Origin of the sequence: Shewanella alkalitolerans, assembly GCF_019457575.1 — a bacterium.
GTDB classification, from domain to species: Bacteria; Pseudomonadota; Gammaproteobacteria; order Enterobacterales; family Shewanellaceae; genus Shewanella; species Shewanella loihica.
Genome location: NZ_CP080422.1, coordinates 4,414,375 through 4,433,096 on the forward strand (window position 1 = coordinate 4,414,375; position 18,722 = coordinate 4,433,096).

The 18,722-nt window shown below is 57.0% G+C and carries 17 protein-coding genes; 7 read left to right on the forward strand and 10 right to left on the reverse strand.

The window, feature by feature from the left end:
* Positions 1-305: 305 nt before the first annotated feature.
* Together K0J45_RS19205 and K0J45_RS19210 are read right to left on the reverse strand one after the other, a co-directional pair.
* A complete protein-coding gene (locus K0J45_RS19205) occupies positions 306-2,504 on the reverse strand; it encodes an MGH1-like glycoside hydrolase domain-containing protein (RefSeq protein ID WP_220043723.1) in 2,199 nt (732 codons plus the stop codon).
* 177 nt (positions 2,505-2,681) lie between these two features.
* Positions 2,682-3,275 (reverse strand): YhgN family NAAT transporter, encoded by a 594-nt coding sequence (locus K0J45_RS19210; protein ID WP_144204141.1) that lies wholly within the window; start codon positions 3,273-3,275, stop codon positions 2,682-2,684.
* A gap of 228 nt (positions 3,276-3,503) precedes the next feature.
* On the opposite strand from K0J45_RS19210, the gene K0J45_RS19215 reads away from it, so the two are divergent.
* Together K0J45_RS19215 and K0J45_RS19220 are read left to right on the forward strand one after the other, a co-directional pair.
* Positions 3,504-5,132 (forward strand): ZIP family metal transporter, encoded by a 1,629-nt coding sequence (locus tag K0J45_RS19215; protein WP_220043724.1) that lies wholly within the window; start codon positions 3,504-3,506, stop codon positions 5,130-5,132.
* 69 nt (positions 5,133-5,201) lie between these two features.
* A complete protein-coding gene (locus K0J45_RS19220; protein WP_220043725.1) occupies positions 5,202-6,008 on the forward strand; it encodes an NRDE family protein in 807 nt (268 codons plus the stop codon).
* On the opposite strand, the gene K0J45_RS19225 is transcribed toward K0J45_RS19220, so the two are convergent.
* Complete coding sequence (locus K0J45_RS19225) at positions 6,005-6,427, reverse strand: YybH family protein (RefSeq protein ID WP_011867543.1); 423 nt, start codon at positions 6,425-6,427, stop codon at positions 6,005-6,007. The genes K0J45_RS19220 and K0J45_RS19225 overlap by 4 nt on opposite strands.
* A gap of 108 nt (positions 6,428-6,535) precedes the next feature.
* Here K0J45_RS19225 and K0J45_RS19230 point away from each other — a divergent pair, with 108 nt between their 5' ends.
* Together K0J45_RS19230 and K0J45_RS19235 are read left to right on the forward strand one after the other, a co-directional pair.
* Positions 6,536-7,087, forward strand: coding sequence for a lysophospholipid acyltransferase family protein (locus K0J45_RS19230; RefSeq protein ID WP_220043726.1), 552 nt, complete (start codon positions 6,536-6,538; stop codon positions 7,085-7,087).
* A 75-nt stretch (positions 7,088-7,162) separates the two neighbouring features.
* On the forward strand, positions 7,163-7,786 hold the full coding sequence (locus K0J45_RS19235; RefSeq protein WP_144204137.1) for a LysE family translocator: 624 nt from the start codon (positions 7,163-7,165) through the stop codon (positions 7,784-7,786).
* Here the strand turns inward: K0J45_RS19235 and K0J45_RS19240 are convergent.
* The gene (locus tag K0J45_RS19240; protein ID WP_220043727.1) at positions 7,783-9,033 is read right to left on the reverse strand and encodes a mechanosensitive ion channel family protein; all 1,251 of its coding nucleotides are present in this window, start codon (positions 9,031-9,033) and stop codon (positions 7,783-7,785) included. The two genes, K0J45_RS19235 and K0J45_RS19240, sit on opposite strands and share 4 nt — an antisense overlap.
* A 183-nt stretch (positions 9,034-9,216) precedes the next feature.
* On the opposite strand from K0J45_RS19240, the gene K0J45_RS19245 reads away from it, so the two are divergent.
* The gene (locus tag K0J45_RS19245) at positions 9,217-9,741 is read left to right on the forward strand and encodes an outer membrane beta-barrel protein (protein WP_220043728.1); all 525 of its coding nucleotides are present in this window, start codon (positions 9,217-9,219) and stop codon (positions 9,739-9,741) included.
* Between the two features lie 93 nt (positions 9,742-9,834).
* Positions 9,835-10,545 (forward strand): DUF3157 family protein, encoded by a 711-nt coding sequence (locus K0J45_RS19250; protein WP_220043729.1) that lies wholly within the window; start codon positions 9,835-9,837, stop codon positions 10,543-10,545.
* 48 nt (positions 10,546-10,593) lie between these two features.
* On the opposite strand, the gene K0J45_RS19255 is transcribed toward K0J45_RS19250, so the two are convergent.
* From K0J45_RS19255 to hutC, 4 genes are all read right to left on the reverse strand, one after another.
* The gene (locus tag K0J45_RS19255) at positions 10,594-11,073 is read right to left on the reverse strand and encodes a PaaI family thioesterase (protein WP_220043730.1); all 480 of its coding nucleotides are present in this window, start codon (positions 11,071-11,073) and stop codon (positions 10,594-10,596) included.
* Positions 11,074-11,223: 150 nt separating this feature from the next.
* Positions 11,224-12,756, reverse strand: coding sequence for a histidine ammonia-lyase (gene hutH, locus K0J45_RS19260; protein ID WP_220043731.1), 1,533 nt, complete (start codon positions 12,754-12,756; stop codon positions 11,224-11,226).
* A 27-nt stretch (positions 12,757-12,783) separates the two neighbouring features.
* Positions 12,784-14,454 carry a urocanate hydratase gene (gene hutU, locus K0J45_RS19265; protein WP_220043732.1) on the reverse strand — a complete coding sequence of 557 codons (1,671 nt, stop codon included), beginning with the start codon at positions 14,452-14,454 and terminating at the stop codon, positions 12,784-12,786.
* Between the two features lie 122 nt (positions 14,455-14,576).
* Positions 14,577-15,284 carry a histidine utilization transcriptional repressor HutC gene (gene hutC, locus K0J45_RS19270; protein ID WP_220043733.1) on the reverse strand — a complete coding sequence of 236 codons (708 nt, stop codon included), beginning with the start codon at positions 15,282-15,284 and terminating at the stop codon, positions 14,577-14,579.
* Between the two features lie 184 nt (positions 15,285-15,468).
* Here hutC and hutI point away from each other — a divergent pair, with 184 nt between their 5' ends.
* Positions 15,469-16,695 (forward strand): imidazolonepropionase, encoded by a 1,227-nt coding sequence (gene hutI, locus K0J45_RS19275; protein ID WP_220043734.1) that lies wholly within the window; start codon positions 15,469-15,471, stop codon positions 16,693-16,695.
* Positions 16,696-17,729: 1,034 nt separating this feature from the next.
* Here hutI and K0J45_RS19785 read toward each other — a convergent pair.
* Both K0J45_RS19785 and K0J45_RS19280 read right to left on the reverse strand, forming a co-directional pair.
* The gene (locus K0J45_RS19785; protein ID WP_258406731.1) at positions 17,730-17,954 is read right to left on the reverse strand and encodes a GDCCVxC domain-containing (seleno)protein; all 225 of its coding nucleotides are present in this window, start codon (positions 17,952-17,954) and stop codon (positions 17,730-17,732) included.
* 224 nt (positions 17,955-18,178) lie between these two features.
* Entirely contained in the window at positions 18,179-18,709 is a 531-nt protein-coding gene (locus tag K0J45_RS19280) for a helix-turn-helix transcriptional regulator (protein WP_220043735.1), read from the reverse strand.
* Positions 18,710-18,722: the final 13 nt, after the last annotated feature.

Here is an 18,722-nt window from a genome sequence, read left to right on the forward strand (position 1 = left end):
CTTAGATAATTTTAGTGGGGACTTGGGAAGGGGGCTAACTCATCGCTATAGGCATTTAGATTGCCAATAAAAATCGACACAAAAACGCGTGAGTTAAGCGGCCGGTGACTCGGCCAGACGGGTGTTAACGCCCACTTAGCGGCAAACGTAACAACAACACCCAAGGTCCACTACAAGACATTAACAGTATTTTTCCCTGTAGAGTAGAGTAAAAGTGCTATTTTTCACTAAAGAGGTATAGGTCAGCGGCTAAATAGCGAGAAGCGCGGCCAATCGCCATGCCACGCTTTCCTCTTATCTCTGCCTCAATCAGTGCTGAGCCAGCTGCGATAGATGAGCAGCAGCACAGAGGCGGACCAGCTAAAGTTGGTGCAGTGCAGCCCGTCCCCGGTCAGGGGATCATAGTTTTCCCGAATGGGGCTATCACCCAGTACACCTTCGGCTTCATTCACCAGCCGAGTGGCGAGGCGCCGCGCCAGCTCGTCGTGACCATAACGGGAGACTCCCTGCAGGCCAAACAGCGCCTGATCCAGCCAGACGGGACCGCGCCAGTAACGCCGCGGGGCAAAGGCCGAATTGTCGGCGCTCACCGTGGGAAAGGGCAGCTTAGTCCCGAAGTTCGAAGCGTTAAGCTGAGTGGCGATCATCCGCTCCGCCTGAGCCTGACTGGCGGCGCCGGACCACAGCGGCAGCCAGCCCTCAACCCCCTTGCCCTGGGCGATCATCAGATGTGAGCGCTCACCCGCTAAGCGTCTGTCGTAGAAGAAGCCACTCTGCTCATCGAAAAACTCGCTGCGGATCAGCTGTCCAAGGCGAGCCGCCTGCGCACGCCAAACCGCCGCCTCGCTATCTAAGCCCAGTAACTCGGCCATCTGCGCCAGATAGCCCTTCTCTGCATACAGATAACTGTTGAGATCCACAGGCTCTTGGGAGATGGAGTAACCCAGCAGTCGCCCCTTAGCATCATAATTTTCTAGCACCTGGAGCCCATCGCCCATGTCGAAGCGCGGCGCATTGTCCATGCCAGACTCCCAGGCCGCCGCCTCGATCACCGCCTCACTGTCCGGCTTACCCGGCTCGCCATGGCGGGGATGACGATTGGCTCCATATTCCGCAAGGCCGTTGTGGTTATGGTCTCGATTGCGATACCACCATTCATGGTAGGCAACCAGCTTAGGGTAGAGTCTGGTAATCAACGCCTTATCCTGGCTCTGCTGGTAGATCTGCCATACGGCCCAGGCCGCCAATGGTGGCTTGCCGTTACGCTCATTCCAGTTGCCCCCCTTGCCGCCGCGGCTGGCATCTGGGTTATAGAAGATGGCGTCTGGCAGGTTGCCCGCATCCTCGGGGCGCAGCGGGTCCTTGGCATCAAACTGATAGTCAAACATCGCCAGCACGTTCGACTCGGCCAGCGCCACATCGAACTGCGCCAGCGCCACCGCCTGTTTCCAGCTGTCCCAGGCCCAGACCCCGTTGAACCACTTATAGGTCACAGACGGGGTGACGGCGTCATGCAGCAGGGCGCCCGCTGGGCTACGCCAGTTGTGCAGCAGGGTCACCATGGCCTTGGCGGCCAGACGTCTAGCCGGTAGCTCGCCACCGCGTACTAGCTTATCCAGCCGCTGTTGCCAACGAGATTGATTGGCCGCAAGCTTCGCTGTCACTGTAGGCCAGTCAAGCTTAGCCGCATGCCTGGCCTCGACTTGAGTATGAAAATACTGGTGGGCGGCGCGTAGCACCACCGCCTCCCCTGGTGCCAGGGTCAACAGCCCACTGTCGGCGCGATAGCCCTGAGGGCCCTCTGTTGATAGGGTTACCGCCTGCTCAAACTGAAGCCGATAGCTGGCATCGTCCAGCTGCATCTGCCAGGTCTGATCTATGGGGGTAAACTGCCAGGTGACGGCGTCATCGGTCAGCACTCGCTTGTCGACCAAGCGATACTGTTTCAGTTTGGGATGAGTGGCGAAGGGACTGCCCGACCAACTCAGGCGCCAGGAGCCAGGCTTATCGCTCAGATTAAGTAACCTGGTCGAGACGATGGCGGTGCGATTATCGCTATATTCCAAGGTGGTGGAGAGCTCAAGATCCTTGAAACGAAAGCGCTGCACCAGCCCCCAGGGCTCGCTGTAGATCTCAACCTGCTCCGCCTTGGACAGATCCACACTCTGACCAGACTCCCCGGAAAACAGCTGCAGTTTCTGCAGACTATCGCTTAGATGCAGACTGTACTCCTGGGCGATAAACAGTGGCCCGGTGAAGCCACCATAGTAGGCGGACGAGTCCGGCAGATGAAAGCCATGCCAGGCGCCCTGGTCCATGTAGACGGCGGGAATCGTCAGGTTACCCTGTGGATCCCGCTGCTCCATATTATTTGGGGTTCCCCGATAATTAAGCAGATCCCGATATTCGCTGGCCTGCGCCGCAGAAACAGAGGGCTGAGAGCAGAGAAGAGACAGAGAAAGCAGCAGGAGGCGGCGAACAGATAGTGCAGGCAGACGCGTCATGGGGTCACTCAAGATTTAATTGAATACAATATCCAAATCATTCCAGAGTCGCTTGCCAGATGCAAGGAGATCTCTTACCTTCAAACAGCTGTTACGGCCTTAAGGCAAAGGATAAATCGCGACTGTTCAGGTCAAAAGAGTGAAGGCGCCGACCATTACGGCAAGCGCCCATGCCCCTTATGCGGCGTGAGCGATATATTTAGCCACGCCGTCGAGGAACATCTGCACCGAGATCATCACCAGCACCATGCCCATCAGGCGCTCCACCGCAGTCAGGCCCTTCTCACCCAGAAGTTTGGTAAACAGCTTATAGAAGAGCAGTATTACGGCGCTGGCCACCCAGGCAGCAAACAAGGCAATGGTCCAATCCATCATGCGCGAGCTGTCGGTATGGGCCAGCAGAATCAGCGCCGCCAACACAGATGGACCAGCCATCAGGGGGATCGCCATAGGCACGATAAAGGGCTCTTCACCAGCCGCCAGCCCCACCACGCCGCCTGGCTGGGGGAAGATCATCCGAATGGCGATAAGAAAGAGTATGATGCCGCCGGCGATACTGACCGACTCAGATCTCAGGTTAAGAAAGCTGAGAATCGCCTCGCCGGCAAACAGGAAGAGCAGCATGATGATCAGCGCGAAGATCAGCTCCCGCACCAACACCTTGCGCCGCTTCTTAGGTTCGATATGACGAAGAATCGAGGCGAAAATGGGTAAGTTCCCCAGGGGGTCCATGATCAAAAACAACATTACCGCAGCAGAAAAGATGTCCATAACTCAATATTCGTCAAAAGTTGAACCTATATTGTATAACTTAATGACAATATTAATCAGTAGCTAAGATAACAAAATCGACACTCTTCCAAGGTTTTTCCGCCGTCCTCGGGGGCGCCATCGGGCGCGCGCCATGTAAATTCTTTTTCCCCTCGGGTTAATTGTTCGATTGGCAGACATAAGACTGATATACTAGCTGGCTTTCTAGGCTCCCTTGTTAACACTTATATGTACTATCTCGTCGCCAGTTGTATTGCACTCCTGTTAGGCCCGCTCTTCTATCGTTTCTTTACGACAGGGACAGGTCTGCAAAAAGGCTTGGATGGTTTCATCTTCGTGTCCCTTGGCGGCCTGGTGCTGATCCATATTCTGCCCGAGCTCCTGGAGCACGGCGGTTTCCTCTCCCTGCTGTTTGTTGTCGTCGGCCTCTGGGGCCCGACCCTGAGCGAGCGCCTTTTTCACCGCTACTCAGAGGTCACCCATAACCTGACCCTGACACTCGGCATAGGCGGACTCCTGCTACATACCCTCACCGATGGCGGCGCCATGGTGCTGGCCCAGCAGGACGGTAACTCCAGCCTGTTGGCTCTTGGCGTGATTCTGCATCGTCTGCCTGTGGGGCTGGCGATCTGGTGGCTGCTCAAGCCTCAGGTCGGTAGTCGCTGGGCATCTATTGTATTGGGCGGCATGATGCTGCTGACTGGCGTGGGCTATTTCGCTGGCGAGCAGCTGCTAGCGCAGCTAAGCCTGGACAACACCGTCTATCTGCAGGCCTTCGTCACTGGCTCGATTCTACACGTGGTGCTGCATCAGCCCCATGGTCACACCATAGACGACAAACAGGGCAAGTATGAATATCAGGCAGGCATAGGCAGCCTGCTGGGTATTGCCCTGCTGTTTGTGCTGCTGGCGTTCGACTCCGGTGGCCACGACCATCACGAACACAGCCACAGCAGCGAGCAACTGCTGGACTGGCTGCTGACCCTGGCGCCAGTACTCCTGCTGAGCTATAGCCTGGCGGCGATGCGCTACCTGTTTGGCCTGTCGCCTCACCATGAACGCCTGAGCCAGCGCTGGCTGCAACGCCTGGCGGGGCCAGAGGCTCTGGTGATCACCCTGCTGCTGCTTGGGCCTAGCCTGGCATTTATCCAGCTGATCGGTCTGACATTGGTGGGGATCTTACTCACCATGACCCGAGTCGAACCCACAGATCCACATCATGGACTACCGGGGTCGGCCTGGCGCTTCGGCTTCGCCCACCTGGTGGATCGCAGCGCCCCCTGGATCATCCTCAGCCTGGTGCTGGCCAACCTTATCGGCCACCCGTCTGTGCCCCTCACCTCTCCTCTGGTGCAGGTTGGCGTATTGCTCCTGCTGCTTCTGCCGATGCGTTTCTGTAATCTCGGTGGCGCGGTATTGGCGCTGGCACTGGCCTACAGCGGCTGGACCATGGAAGCCGTGATGCTGGTGTTGCTGGCGGCCCCCGTCTTTAACCTGGCACAGCTGAAAATGATGGACTGGACCCAGCGTCTGGCGCTCACAGGGGTGATCGGCCTCTGCCTGCTGGGCACCCACTGGTTGATCCCTGAGTGGAGTCGGCTGCTCAGCCTGCCCGAGACGATCAACCAGCTGAGTCTGGCACTGGTCGCCATGCTGTTTGCCGCCAGCCTGCTACGACTTGGGCCGCGAAAGTTTATGGCCCGCATCATGTTGTGGAAGCCTAAGGCTCATGATCACAGCCATGCGCATACGAATAGTCATGACCACAGCCATGAACCTGCTAACGGTCATGAACACAAGCACAGCCATGAGCACAAGCACACACATCACCACGAACATGAGCACGGCCAGCACTAGGAGTTAGGGGATAGCTTTTCTCGCCACGGGGGGCTAAGTTAGAAACAAACGTCCCCTCTGGAGCCATCCATGTGCATTCTCTTCGTCGCCCTCGAGGTACATCCAAAGTATCCACTAATCCTCTGTGCCAATCGGGACGAGTTTCATCACAGACCAACGGAGCCGGCCCACTTCTGGCCGCCGGAGAATAGGCTGCTGGCGGGCAAAGATCTCGAGGCAGGTGGCAGCTGGCTCGGGGTGAATCGCCTGGGCGAGATCGCCGCACTCACCAACATTCGCGCCCCCGAGCTGCACGAGGCCAATCGCCACAGCCGGGGCGATCTGGTGATCAAGGCGCTGACCCAGTCCCAGACCATGACCACGGGCTGGCTCAGGGAGCACAGCCAACACTACAACCCCTTCAACCTGCTGTTCGGGAAAGACTTGGAGCTCTACTGCTACCACAGCGTCAGCAAGACGGTGAAGCCGCTGTCACCTGGCTTTCATGCCATCAGCAACGGCGCCCTCGACGATATCTGGCCCAAGATGGCCAAGGGGACCCAGGCGTTAGAGCAGGAGATCGGTCGAAGCGGCGAGATAGATATTCAGGCCCTGCTAACCATAATGACAGATGAGCGACAGGCACCCGATGCGGATCTGCCGCAAACCGGCGTGGCCCTGGAGTGGGAGCGGCTACTCTCCTCCATCTATATCAAACATCCGGAATATGGCACCCGCTCTACCTCCATCCTGCTGCGAGACAGTCAGGGCAGGTGTGAGTTTGTCGAGGTCAGGTACGATGGTAAGGGGAGAAACCTGGGCAGGCAGGTGTTTAAGTTTGAGACTGGCCCCGAACAAGGGGCCGGAGTGGACAGCGAGTCGCCTAAAACGGCCTAGTCCGACGAGTGATCGTGCGTGATCACCCACTTGTCATCTATCTTCTCCACCAAGAGGGTAAATACGCCGTTGGGCTTGTCTTTCACCCGAGTCAGCTGCCAGCGGCCCACGACGATGGCGGCATAGTTGCTCAGCATCTTGGTCTCTTCTATGGTGAACTTGAGCTGCCCCAGGGTCGCCTTATCGGGATAGTTCTTCTTGTAGGCCGCCAGCGTCTCGGCCCAACCATAGCGGAATTTATTGCCCGAGACGAAACGCATCTTGTCACTCTGCCAGTAGCCTTGCATATAGGCATCCAGATCGCCGCGATTCCAGGCCGCCTCCTGATCCCGCAGGATATTGGCGATATCGTCCGTCGGTACCGCCTGCACCGGGAGTCCCAGCAGCAGGAGCAGTAAAATCCATCCTTTTTTATGCATCATCCTCTCCAGAGGGAAATATTAGTTGTATTATATAATAAATGTTCACTAAGGCATTATCTTCTCTATAAAAATGCCTCGTTAGACCGATTCAGTAGAGCCTAATTTATGTTTCAATCTTTGTGTAAAGCTATCCTCAAACTCAGCGGCTGGACCATAGATGGCAGCCTTCCTGCTGCGCCTCAATATATCGCCATCGTCGGCCCCCATACCAGCAACTGGGACTTCATCGTCGGCGTATTGGCCAGGGGAGCCCTAGGGCAGAAGATCCACTTCCTCGGCAAGCATCAGCTGTTTATTCCCCCCTGGGGCTGGCTATTCCGCGCCATAGGCGGCACTCCGGTGGATCGCCGCAAGAACAACAACCTGGTAGACGCCGCGGCGCAACTGTTTCAGCAAGACCCTAATTTCAAGCTGGCCCTGGCACCGGAAGGTACCCGCAGCCCGGTGAAACGTTGGAAGACAGGCTTCTACCATATTGCCACCAAGGCGCAGGTGCCCATAGTCACTGTCGCGCTGGATTTTGCCGGTAAGCGAGTGGTGATCCCCGAGGCGATAAGCGTCACCGGCGATATCGACAAGGAGATGGCGCAGATCCTCGACTTCTACCGCACCATCAAGGGCCGCCATGCCAAGGCCATCCCCGACTACCACGCCTAAGACTGCCTAACAGATTGCCAAATCGGGTCGCACTGGTTATAGTGCGGCCATCGGCATTTTGTATACAATTTTCAGATGAACTTAGATACCTGGCTACTCTACCTGGCGGCGATCCTGCTTATCGCCATCTCTCCCGGCACCATGGCGGTGCTGTCCATGAGTCATGGGATCCATTTCGGCAAGGTGCGCAGCCTGGCCACCGCACTGGGTAGCGTCAGCTCGGCCCTCTTGTTGATGTTTGCCTCAGCCGCCGGCCTGGGCGCGCTGCTGAGCGCCACAGAGTATGGCTTTACCCTGCTTAAGTATTGCGGCGCGGCCTACCTTATCTATCTGGGGATCAAGCTGATACTGACCAAGGCCAGTGCCCAGGGGCTGGACCTGCAACACATCAAGGGTAAGGGCACGCCTAAGCAGATGTTTAAAGAGGCCTTTCTGGTGGGGATAAGCAATCCAAAGGATCTGCTCTTCTTCGGCGCCCTGTTTCCACAGTTTATCGATATCACGGCGCCCCAGGGACCACAGCTCGCCATACTGGCGCTCACCTGGGCCCTGGTGGATTTCAGCTTCGTGATGATCTACGCCAGCATGGCCAATGTGTTGGCCCCAAAGCTCAGGGCCAGCAACCGTCTGCATTGGTTCGACCGCACCAGTGGCGGCGTATTTCTCACCCTGGCCGCCATACTGGTCACCCGAGACTAACCCTTAAGACTACGCACATCGGCGCCGGTCGGTGCCTGGAAGGCCCGCAGGTTAAACTGCGGCAGAATCGCGTAGATATGGTCGAAGATATCCGCCTGAATATCCTCGTAAAACGCCCAACGGGTATCATTGGTGAAGATATAGATCTCTATGGGTAACCCCTCTGTGGTCGGCGCCAGCTGACGCACCAGTAGTGTCATCTCCTGATGCACCTTAGGGTGCTTACGCATATATTCCAGCAGATAGGCCCTGAAGGTGCCCACATTGGTGAGGTTACGGCTATTCACCGGCATGTCACCATCCTGAATCTTGGCGTTGAACTCGGCGATCTCCGCCTCTTTGCGGGCCAGATAATCCTTGAGCAGGTTGATCTTACCCAGGCGTTTAAGCTGTTCGTCACTGAGAAAGGCGATGGAATCGATATCGATATTCACCGCCCGCTTGATGCGCCTGCCGCCCGACTCTGACATGCCGCGCCAGTTCTTGAAGGCGTCGGACACCAGGGCGTAGGCGGGGATCATAGTGATTGTCTTGTCCCAGTTCTGCACCTTGACCGTGGTCAGCGAGACCTCCTCCACCGCACCGTCGGCGCCGTACTTATCCATCTGGATCCAATCACCCGGGCTGACCATGCGGTTGGCCGCCAGCTGAATACCGGCCACGAACCCCAAGATAGTGTCTTTGAACACCAACATCACCAGACCCGTGGCGACACCCAGGCCGCTGAGGAAGTAGACCGGCGACTGCTCCGCCAGCACAGAGATCGAGATGATGATGGCGACGAAGAACATAAACAGCTTGAGCAGCTGCACGAAACTCTTGATCGGCAGACGGCGGCTGATCTGGTTGACATCGGCGATCTCGTTACCCGCATCCAGCACGCTGTAGACGGCGCGCACGAAGAGGATCACTATCGCCACATCCAGCAATCTGTCCGCCAGGCTGCTGAGCAGAGGATGCTCCACCAAGGCCAACGGCAGCAAGATGTTGAGGATCAAGGCAGGCACTAGCTTGGCCAGCTTCTCCAGCACCCTATGCTGCATGAAGATGTCGTCCCAACGCACCTTAGAGCGCTGGATCACTATGTTCATTGTGCTCACCACGCCGCGTTTCACCACCACATAGCCTATGAAGGCGATCAACAGACAGGCAAAGACCATGACGCCGGTAGATACCCCGTCCGAGGGACTATCTATGCCGAAGTGGGTCAACCAGAGCGACACCTGTGCGCGTAATTCTTGATCCAAAATTCTCTCTCCTTGCAAATTCACCTTTGGTGGCAAATCAGATAATGAGCCTGCAACAAGGCCATTTCAGCACACCAACAAAAGCGATACAACTACCTATTTTAAAAGCTATTTTAGCCCATCTGATTGACTGTAATACAGAGATTCTCAACAATCCATTGTCCCGTGATGATGGAGAAAATTATGCTAAAGCCTCTACTCGGTGCCGTCTTGCTCGTCGGCGCCAGCCCCCTGTTGGCGGCAGACCAAACCCAGGGGCCAAGCCCCAAGACGGCCATCACCTTGGATTATATTCCGGCCGAGTCGGCGCTCTATGGTATCACCCTGGCACCCAGCCATTATGACAGGAATTATGCCAACTGGGGCTACTATCTGGGCTATGCCCAGAGCCAGAAACGGGACATAGAAGTGGAGGCGCCCAGCGAGGCCTATTCCCAGGACAAGCTGTGGCGGTTCGGCCTCAGCTACGGACTCACAGACAGCCTCAGCCTCTACGGCGGCGCCAGCGCCTACACCCAGGAATACTCTTACACCAACAATATCTCGCCGCGCATCGTCGACGGTAAGCCCACTTGGGAGACGGAGCGGGAGACCCGCTGGGGCGGCGAGCTCGGGGTCCGCTATCGACTTGGCCGTCATCTGGTGCTTGGCCTGGGTTATGACTCGGGCAGCCAGTCGGCAATCTTCAGCCTGGGCTACAGCAACTAAAATCCACTAATCGCGACCCAGGCATATAGGAATTTAGCGCGAGTTTGACTATGCTAGAGGCCACAGACAAACCGCTAAAACTGGTTAAATTCAATGTATAAAGCACTACAAAGCTGCGCCATCATGGCCCTCTTCCTCCTGATGGCTCCCGCCTTTGCAGCCGATAAGGCTGACGATGCCGTCGCGCTGATCACCCTGGAAAATGGCGCCACCGTCAGACTCAACGCCGACTTCACCTGGGAATATGTGTTCCTGACGCCCCAGATCTCTGCCACAACTGAAGGCCAGGCGATAGAAAGCCAAAGGACAGAGACAGTCCAGACACAGGCTAATACACAAGCCAATACTCAGGCCATCACACAAGCCGAACAGGCCAGTCAGCCCGTTGCCAAGGTGCAGCCTGTGGTGATCGCCAGCGGCCCAGTCGTTGGCGGCGCCATGACGGCATCGGCCATGGATCACGCCAACCTGCTGCGTTCCACCGCCAAGGGTGGCGCCAAGGTGAGCTACCTCAAGAGCCAGTGGGACAGCAAGGGGCGCCTGGGTCTCAACTTCGAGCTCAGCAGCAACAGCGAAGAGAACTATGTGATCATCGAGATGGAGATCGGCCTATATGCCGACTCGGGCGAACTGATCAAGACAGAGACGGTCAACGTCTGGCAGGCTATTTTCCGCGTACCGGAGACCTATCTGCGTAAGGGACAGACCCGCGACAGCGAGACCTTCTGGATCGAAGGCATAGACAAGGCCCGATGGAGCAAGGAGCTGATGACGCTGAAGATCATCGACATGAGCTCGCGCTAACTCAGCGCCATTCAAACATAAAAAAACAGGCCTGAATGGCCTGTTTTTTTATGCGTACGTAGCGGCCATGGTCTCTGGCATCTTGACCGCCACCATATGGCCGCGGGCACACAGCTTACCGTCTGCCGACAGGGCAATCTCCACCACCACCTTGCGGGGCTTCACCTCTTTGATCTCACCGACAAGCTCCAGCTCCACGCCCATGGGGGTCGGCGCCAGGTAGTCTATGTTGAGGGCGGCGGTGACAAATCTTGGCGGCTCATCCAGCTGCTCCCCCGCCTGTTCGAGCGCTCGCTGGGCGGCGGCGCTTGCACTGCCCGTACCGTGACAATCGATAAGCGAAGCGATAAGGCCGCCATAGACGAAGCCTGGGATCGCCGTATGAAAGGGCTTGGGCATAAAGTGGGCTATGGTCTGCTCGCCGCGCCAATAACTCTTGAGTTGATGCCCCTGCTCGTTGTTGCGTCCACAGCCATAGCAGTGGCTCAGGTCATCCGGGTAGGCATCCTGAAAGGCGATTCCCTGCATAGTAAACTCCTCGACAAATTGGCCTTCTACGCTAACGGGATAGCGTCCCCATGGCAACACAGACTTATGGACTAATACCTATCCTAGTTGGCCCTATACGCCAGCCAATAAAAAAGGGCCCTAAGGCCCTTTTCGCTCACAACATTTCCACTAGAGGCTAGGTAGCACGCCAGCCGGTAGATACTGGTTGTAGCTGGCGCTCAGCAGCAGGTCGGTAGCCGCCTCGATATCCGGACCGAAGAATCTGTCCTTATCATAGTAGGCCACCACCTCACGCAGCTCGGCCTTAGCCTTAGCCACGGCCGTCGCAGGCTGCAGCGGTGCGCGGAAATCCAGGCCCTGAGCCGCCGCCAGCAGTTCAACTGCCAGTACGCCACGGGTGTTTTCCGACATGTCGCGCAGACGACGGGCCGCGAAGGTCGCCATAGAGACGTGATCTTCCTGGTTGGCCGAGGTCGGCAGACTGTCGACCGAGGCTGGATGGGCGTAGGTCTTGTTCTCAGAGGCCAGGGCCGCCGCAGTCACCTGAGCGATCATGAAACCTGAGTTCACCCCGCCGTTCTCCACCAAGAATGGTGGCAGCTTAGAGAGGTTAGAATCGATCAGCAGGGCGATACGACGCTCGGCGATGGAGCCCAGCTCGGCCAAAGCAATCGCCAGGTTATCCGCCGCCATGGCCACAGGCTCGGCGTGGAAGTTACCGCCGGAGATGATGTCGCCGGTATCCTGGAACACCAGTGGGTTATCGGTTACGCCGTTGGCTTCGGTGGCCAGCACCTCTGCGGCGTGACGGATCTGAGTCAGACAGGCACCCAGCACCTGTGGCTGACAACGTAGCGAGTAGGGATCCTGCACCTTCTCACAGTTGATGTGATCTAGGCTGATCTCAGACTCTTCACCCAGCAGGTGACGGAACACGGTGGCCGAGTCGATCTGACCCTTCTGACCACGGGCCGCATGGATGCGTGGGTCGAACGGGCTACGGCTGCCCATGGCGGCCTCGACGCTCATGGCGCCGATCACCGAGCTGGCCGCAAACAGATCTTCGGCGTTGAACAGACCTTCCAGCGCCAGCGCTGTAGAAGCCTGGGTACCGTTGAGCAGCGCCAGACCTTCCTTCGCCGCCAGTTCGATTGGCTTAAGGCCAGCGATCTCCAGACCTTCGGCGGCCGAGATGATCTGCCCCTTGTAGCTCATCTCACCTTCGCCCAGCAGCGGCAGACACATGTGTGACAGCGGCGCCAGGTCGCCCGAGGCGCCTACCGAGCCCTTCTCGGGCACGCATGGGTAGACTTCGGCGTTCACCAGGGCGATCAGGAAATTGATCACCTCGAGACGAATACCTGAGAAGCCACGACTCAGGGAGTTGATCTTCAGCACCATCATCAGGCGCACGGTCGCGTCTTGCATATACTGGCCGGTACCGGCGGCGTGTGACAACACGATAGAGCGCTGCAGCAGCTGCAGATCTTGCTCACCAATTTTAGTGTTGGCCAGCAGACCGAAACCTGTGTTGATGCCATAGACGGTGCGGCCTTCGTCAAGCACCTTCTGTACCAGACCGGCACTGGTGTTGATGTCGGCAACCGCGCTATCACACAGCTCCAGGCTCACCTTGCCACGGCTGATGGCTCTTAGCTGTGCCAGGCTCAGGGTGCCTGGCTTTAATACTAGATGACTCATTATTACAACCTCTTGTTCTTATTGTTTTTATAGGTCGAGCATGGGCAGATCCAGGCCCTGCTCCTTGGCGCACTGCTTGGCGATCTCATAGCCCGCATCCGCATGACGCATCACGCCGGTGGCCGGGTCGTTCCACAGCACACGGCCCAGACGCGCCTCGGCTTCGTCGGTACCATCGGCAACGATCACCACACCCGAGTGCTGGCTGAAGCCCATGCCGACGCCGCCGCCATGGTGCAGAGACACCCAGGTCGCGCCGCTTGCCGTGTTAAGCAGGGCGTTCATCAGCGGCCAATCCGATACCGCATCGCTGCCGTCAAGCATAGATTCGGTCTCACGGTTAGGGCTGGCCACAGAGCCTGAATCCAGGTGGTCGCGACCGATCACGATTGGCGCCGACAGCTCGCCGTTTTTCACCATCTCGTTGAAGGCCTTAGCCAGACGCGCCCTGTCTTTCAGGCCGACCCAGCAGATACGTGCCGGCAGACCCTGGAAGGCGATGCGCTCGCGCGCCATGTCCAGCCAGTTGTGCAGGTGTGGGTTGTCTGGGATCAGCTCCTTCACCTTGGCATCTGTCTTGTAGATATCTTCCGGATCGCCAGAGAGCGCCGCCCAGCGGAAGGGACCTATGCCTTCGCAGAAGAGTGGACGCACATAGGCGGGCACGAAGCCTGGGAAGTCGAAGGCATTTTCCACGCCCTCTTCGAACGCCATCTGACGAATGTTGTTACCATAATCTGTGGTGGCCGCGCCAGCCGCCTGCAGGGCCAGCATGGCTTTCACCTGTACCGCCATCGACTGCTTGGCCGCCTTGACCACGGCCGCCTCATCTTTTTTGCGCATCTCGGCGGCGTGTTCTAAAGTCCAGCCCTGTGGCAGGTAGCCGTTTAGTGGGTCATGGGCCGAGGTCTGATCGGTCACTACATCCGGGGTGATGCCACGCTCTACCAGCTCGGCGAAGATGTCGGCGGCATTGGCGAGCAGGCCGACAGACACTGGCTTGCCGCTCTTGTTAGCTTCGTCGATCATCGCCAGCGCCTCATCCAGGCTAGTGGCCTTCTTGTCCACATAACGGGTACGCAGACGGAAGTCGATGCGTGTCTCGTCCACCTCACAGGCCAGTACAGAGTAGCCCGCCATAGTGCCGGCCAGTGGCTGAGCGCCACCCATGCCGCCTAGGCCGCCGGTGAGGATCCACTTGCCGCTGGCATCTCCGCCAAAGTGTTGCTTGGCCATGGCCACGAAGGTCTCGTAGGTGCCCTGGACTATGCCCTGAGAGCCGATATAGATCCAAGAACCGGCAGTCATCTGGCCATACATGGCCAGGCCCTTCTTATCCAGCTCGTTGAAGTGTTCCCAGTTGGCCCAGTGTGGCACCAGGTTAGAGTTGGCGATGATGACGCGCGGCGCATTGCTGTGGGTCTTGAACACGCCCACAGGCTTGCCCGACTGTACCAGCAGGGTCTCGTCTTCTTCGAGACGCTGCAGCACCTCAACTATCTTGTCATAGCATTGCCAGTCACGGGCCGCACGGCCGATACCGCCGTAGACCACCAGGTCTTCCGGACGCTCGGCGACATCTGGGTGCAGGTTGTTCATCAGCATGCGCATCGGCGCCTCGGTGAGCCAGCTCTTACAGCTCAGCGTAGTGCCATGTGGCGCTATGATGCGACGGCTAGGGTCGTGTCTCTTATCCATTCTTGCTTACCTCAATTTGCTGTCTCGATGACATTATTTTTATCTTTATTCAGTGACTTATTACCTATTGCAGCCTAAGTGCTGCTAAGGGAAACAGGCCGTTCCCAAATGGGTTTATCGCCTTACCGGTTAAAGGTCAGGTGTCCGCCGAGGCGGAAACGGCTGCCCGGATGCAGCAGGCGAGCGAAACTCACCACCCCCTGACGGGACCAGGTGCGACGCAGGATCTGCAGGCAAGGCTCGCTTTGGGTTATCTGCAATCGCTCGCGCTGAATATCGTCGGCCACCACGGCCTCTATGGTGTGGCGGGCCTCGGTGAGCGGCGCCACGAAGGAGAGATATTCGTGGGGCGTCTGCAGGCTAAAATCCTGGGCCAGATAGTCGGGCACCAGCTGGGGGTTAACGAAGCGCTCCTCCAGCTGCAGCGGTGTCCCCTGCTCGCAGTGCACCAGTACCGAGTAGAACACCTCGCTGCCCTCCTCGAGTCCCAAGGCGATGGCGATCTGCGCCGTGGCCTGGGTTAGGGTCAACTCAAGTTGCTCCACGCTGTAACCATGACCCCTGTCCTTGATCTCGTCGGCGATGTTGCGGATCGCCATCATGGAGGATTGCGACTTAAGCCCGGCCACGAAGGTGCCCAGCCCCTGGGAGCGCTCGAGCACGCCGGACTCGGTCAGCTCGGTCAGGGCGCGCCGCGCCGTCATGCGGCTACAGGTAAACAGCTCGGCCAGCTGGTTCTCCGACGGCACGCGGCTATGATGCTGCCACTCGCCGGACTCCACCTTGGTCAAGATAAACTGTTTGATCTCTGCAAACTTGGGCGTCGCCATCTCTGCTCCTCTGTGGGCGACCCGGGTGATGATTACTTCCCAGGCATCGCCGCAAACTCGATTACACTTTTCAAATGCTGAAAATTACCGCTATAATCCTAGCTTGTATATACAAGTAAATACAAGCTAGCTCACATAAATTTATTGCCGCCACCGTTAGGGCGCGCCAGTCGAGGGAAACATCATGTCTTGGGATCAGGTTTGGATTGACGTCAACATCGCTACTATGGACCCTGAAATTTCAGCGCCTTACGGTGCGATCACCGATGCCGCCATCGCCGTCAAGGAAGGCAAGATCGCCTGGATGGGTCCCCGTAGCGAGCTACCCGAGTTCGATGTCTTGTCAACGCCGGTTTACAGAGGCAAGGGCGGCTGGCTTACCCCGGGCCTTATCGACGCCCACACCCATCTGGTATTTGCCGGCAACCGCGCCAACGAGTTTGAGCTGCGCCTGCAAGGTGCCAGCTATGAAGAGATCGCCCGCGCCGGCGGCGGCATCATCAGCACGGTCAAGGCTTGTCGCGAGGCCAGCGAGGCCGAGCTGTTCGAACTGGGACGCCAACGCCTCAATGCCCTCGCCAAAGAAGGGGTGACCACGGTCGAGATAAAATCCGGCTACGGTCTGGACACAGAGACTGAGCTCAAACTCCTCAGGGTCGCCCGTGAGCTGGGCAAGCATCATCATGTGGATGTGAAAACCACCTTCCTCGGCGCCCACGCCATTCCGCCCAAGTACAAGGACGACAGCGACGCCTATGTGGACCTGGTGATCGACGAGATGCTGCCTGCTGTAATTAACGAAGACTTGGCCGATGCCGTGGACGTCTTCTGTGAAAACATCGCCTTCAGCCTGGAGCAGACAGAGCGGGTGCTGAGCGCCGCCAAAGCGGCCGGACTGGATATCAAGCTGCACGCCGAGCAGCTCTCTAACCTGGGCGGTTCGGCCATGGCGGCCAAATTGGGCGCCAAGTCGGTGGACCATATCGAATACCTAGACGAGGCGGGCGTGAAGGCCCTGAGCGAGAGCGGCACCTGCGCCACCCTGCTCCCCGGCGCCTTCTACTTCCTGCGGGAAACCCAGATGCCGCCTATCGACCTGCTACGTCAATACGGTGTGCCCATGGTGCTGGCCAGCGACTATAACCCTGGCTCTTCGCCGCTCTGCTCCAGCCTGCTGATGCTCAACATGGGCTGCACCCTGTTCCGCCTCACCCCTGAAGAGGCACTGGCGGGCATGACCCGCAATGCCGCCAAGGCGCTGGGAGTCGAGGCCACTGTCGGCGTACTCAAACCTGGCATGCAGGCCGATTTCTGCCTGTGGGATATCACCACTCCAGCGACACTGGCCTACAGTTATGGGGTAGATGTGTGTAAGGAAGTGGTGAAAAACGGGAACTTGGTTCATCAGTAAAGATGTTAGGCCGCCTGAGCGATGAGGCGTACTCATCATTTGGGCTGGCTCCTGAGCCAAATTTTTCATTTGATAGGTGTTTGAAAACCATAACTCTTGGGCAACCTATCACCTGCGGTGGGCTCATGTGCAAGCACTCTTTTGGCACGCAGCAAGCCCATCCCTGGGGGCTCTGCGGTGGCATCCATGCCACCGAAGGCCAAAAGCGTGCTTACACCCGGTCATCTGTCTCTTCGATTTGGCTTAATGGGTGAAAAACTGGGGTAAACTCACTCATATTTAAGTGGTTTCATGAGAGCCAGCTAGGAAGAATTCGACTTTACCGCAACTTTTACAAGCAAACATATCCAGGCTTTCTTTGTTCACAAAGAACTCAGCTAGGTTTCCCAATACGCCCCAGCGCACTCCTTCATGAAACTCTTTGGTACCGATAAAGGTCAATGACGTGTTACAGCGTAAGCAATCCAATGACGTGCTGACCTTTGCAATCGTCTTTCCTCTCTCGCAACTGCAATTCCAACAAACTTCGAAATCATCATCGTCGATCTCTGTCATACAATTTTGGCAAGTCCAAGCCATACAAACTCCTTAATTACTTACGCGATTCCTGTGAGTATCAACTCTCAGTAAAAGTTTTCATCTTAGTCTACATAGGATTGGTCCAAAAATGAAAATAACTGATGTTATGTCTCTACCCAGCAAAAATATTAAATCTTCTCACTTATTATCAATCGGTTAAGAAAGTTAATCGAAGAGGCGTTGGATAAGGTGTGTAGGTCTGTTTGAGGGTATCAAAAATAGGGCCGAAGACGTACCTGCACATACGGTCGTTCCATCGCATCCATGCGATCACGACATTTGTATATCCCTATACCGCACCCGCGGCAGGCGATTAACAGCAATTATGGTAAGATTTACAATTACCTATAAAAATGACAACTCAGCGCAAAGTTAATAATTTGCTCTTTACCTCACAGGCTCAGTTCCAAACCGTTATTAAAGAGAGCCCGCGCTAATCCCCACCATTCTGGGTCTCAAGAAGACCTCCCCTGACAACACCCGCCAAGTTGTATTGGCGGACACTTCACCGTGCCGTAGGAGCAGAAGACGCAGCAGTCGCCGGGGAGGGGTTTAAGAATCTCGTGGCAGCCTAGGCATTCGTAGAAGAACTGGCAGGCGTCCTGAGGCATGGTCTCCACACGCTTGTGACCGCAGTGGGGACAAGTGATCTCAGATTCGAGTTGGATTGGGTTCGCCATAAAAACCTCACACAAGGATCATCACCTCAAGTTACGCCGATTAGGCGCAAATAAACAGTGCCGGGCTCACATTGTAGGCCGTTGCCATGTCGACGAGTACCTAGACAAACCTTGCCTTAAGCTCCAACAACCAAAGGCAATCATGGGTCACTCAGAAGATAGCAAACAGACAAAGACAGGTCGACACACAGAGCAGCTGCAAAATCCACGCTCTCAAGCGATCATTAAGCCGCCTCGTTGTTGGCCAGGTCCTGGTTGTGATCTTGAATGAAGTCTTCCATAAACCAGGCGCAGAAGGTGTGGCGGCCATCCACCTCGGCCTTACCATAGATGGTGGAGGCCTGCTGGCGCACCGTCTTCTCCTTGGTCTGGCGCACCTCGGCGATCTCCTTAAAGCTGAGCCCCTTGAGGATCAAAAACGCCACCTGCTGCTCGCTCTTGGTGAAGCCCCAGGTATCGAACTGGCTGGCCACCGCCTGGCTATACTCCTGGCGGGCGGCGCGCATCTGAGTAGATAGGTTATCTATCTGCTTGTCGGCCTGGGCGAGCCTGTGGGCCAGTGCCTTGACCTGACGGGAGCGGCGCATTAAGTCGCGGCTCAGGTAGAGGGTGGCGATCACGGTCAGCAGCACCAAGACACTCTCCTGGGCGATATGCCAGGCGGGGATCTCCAGTTGCACGTCGGCGACAATATCCACCAGCTTAAACAACATGATAAGCACCAAGAGGGTGATGATAACCAGATCCTTTTTCATGGATATTCCTACT

Excerpts from the sequence above, each read along its gene's own strand:
- K0J45_RS19205 (WP_220043723.1), bottom strand. The coding sequence starts at position 2,504 with ATGACGCGTCTGCCTGCACTATCTGTTCGCCGCCTCCTGCTGCTTTCT.
- K0J45_RS19210 (WP_144204141.1), bottom strand. The coding sequence starts at position 3,275 with ATGGACATCTTTTCTGCTGCGGTAATGTTGTTTTTGATCATGGACCCC.
- K0J45_RS19215 (WP_220043724.1), top strand. The coding sequence starts at position 3,504 with ATGTACTATCTCGTCGCCAGTTGTATTGCACTCCTGTTAGGCCCGCTC.
- K0J45_RS19220 (WP_220043725.1), top strand. The coding sequence starts at position 5,202 with ATGTGCATTCTCTTCGTCGCCCTCGAGGTACATCCAAAGTATCCACTA.
- K0J45_RS19225 (WP_011867543.1), bottom strand. The coding sequence starts at position 6,427 with ATGCATAAAAAAGGATGGATTTTACTGCTCCTGCTGCTGGGACTCCCG.
- K0J45_RS19230 (WP_220043726.1), top strand. The coding sequence starts at position 6,536 with ATGTTTCAATCTTTGTGTAAAGCTATCCTCAAACTCAGCGGCTGGACC.
- K0J45_RS19235 (WP_144204137.1), top strand. The coding sequence starts at position 7,163 with ATGAACTTAGATACCTGGCTACTCTACCTGGCGGCGATCCTGCTTATC.
- K0J45_RS19245 (WP_220043728.1), top strand. The coding sequence starts at position 9,217 with ATGCTAAAGCCTCTACTCGGTGCCGTCTTGCTCGTCGGCGCCAGCCCC.
- K0J45_RS19250 (WP_220043729.1), top strand. The coding sequence starts at position 9,835 with ATGTATAAAGCACTACAAAGCTGCGCCATCATGGCCCTCTTCCTCCTG.
- K0J45_RS19255 (WP_220043730.1), bottom strand. The coding sequence starts at position 11,073 with ATGCAGGGAATCGCCTTTCAGGATGCCTACCCGGATGACCTGAGCCAC.
- hutH (WP_220043731.1), bottom strand. The coding sequence starts at position 12,756 with ATGAGTCATCTAGTATTAAAGCCAGGCACCCTGAGCCTGGCACAGCTA.
- hutU (WP_220043732.1), bottom strand. The coding sequence starts at position 14,454 with ATGGATAAGAGACACGACCCTAGCCGTCGCATCATAGCGCCACATGGC.
- hutC (WP_220043733.1), bottom strand. The coding sequence starts at position 15,284 with ATGGCGACGCCCAAGTTTGCAGAGATCAAACAGTTTATCTTGACCAAG.
- hutI (WP_220043734.1), top strand. The coding sequence starts at position 15,469 with ATGTCTTGGGATCAGGTTTGGATTGACGTCAACATCGCTACTATGGAC.
- K0J45_RS19785 (WP_258406731.1), bottom strand. The coding sequence starts at position 17,954 with ATGGCGAACCCAATCCAACTCGAATCTGAGATCACTTGTCCCCACTGC.
- K0J45_RS19280 (WP_220043735.1), bottom strand. The coding sequence starts at position 18,709 with ATGAAAAAGGATCTGGTTATCATCACCCTCTTGGTGCTTATCATGTTG.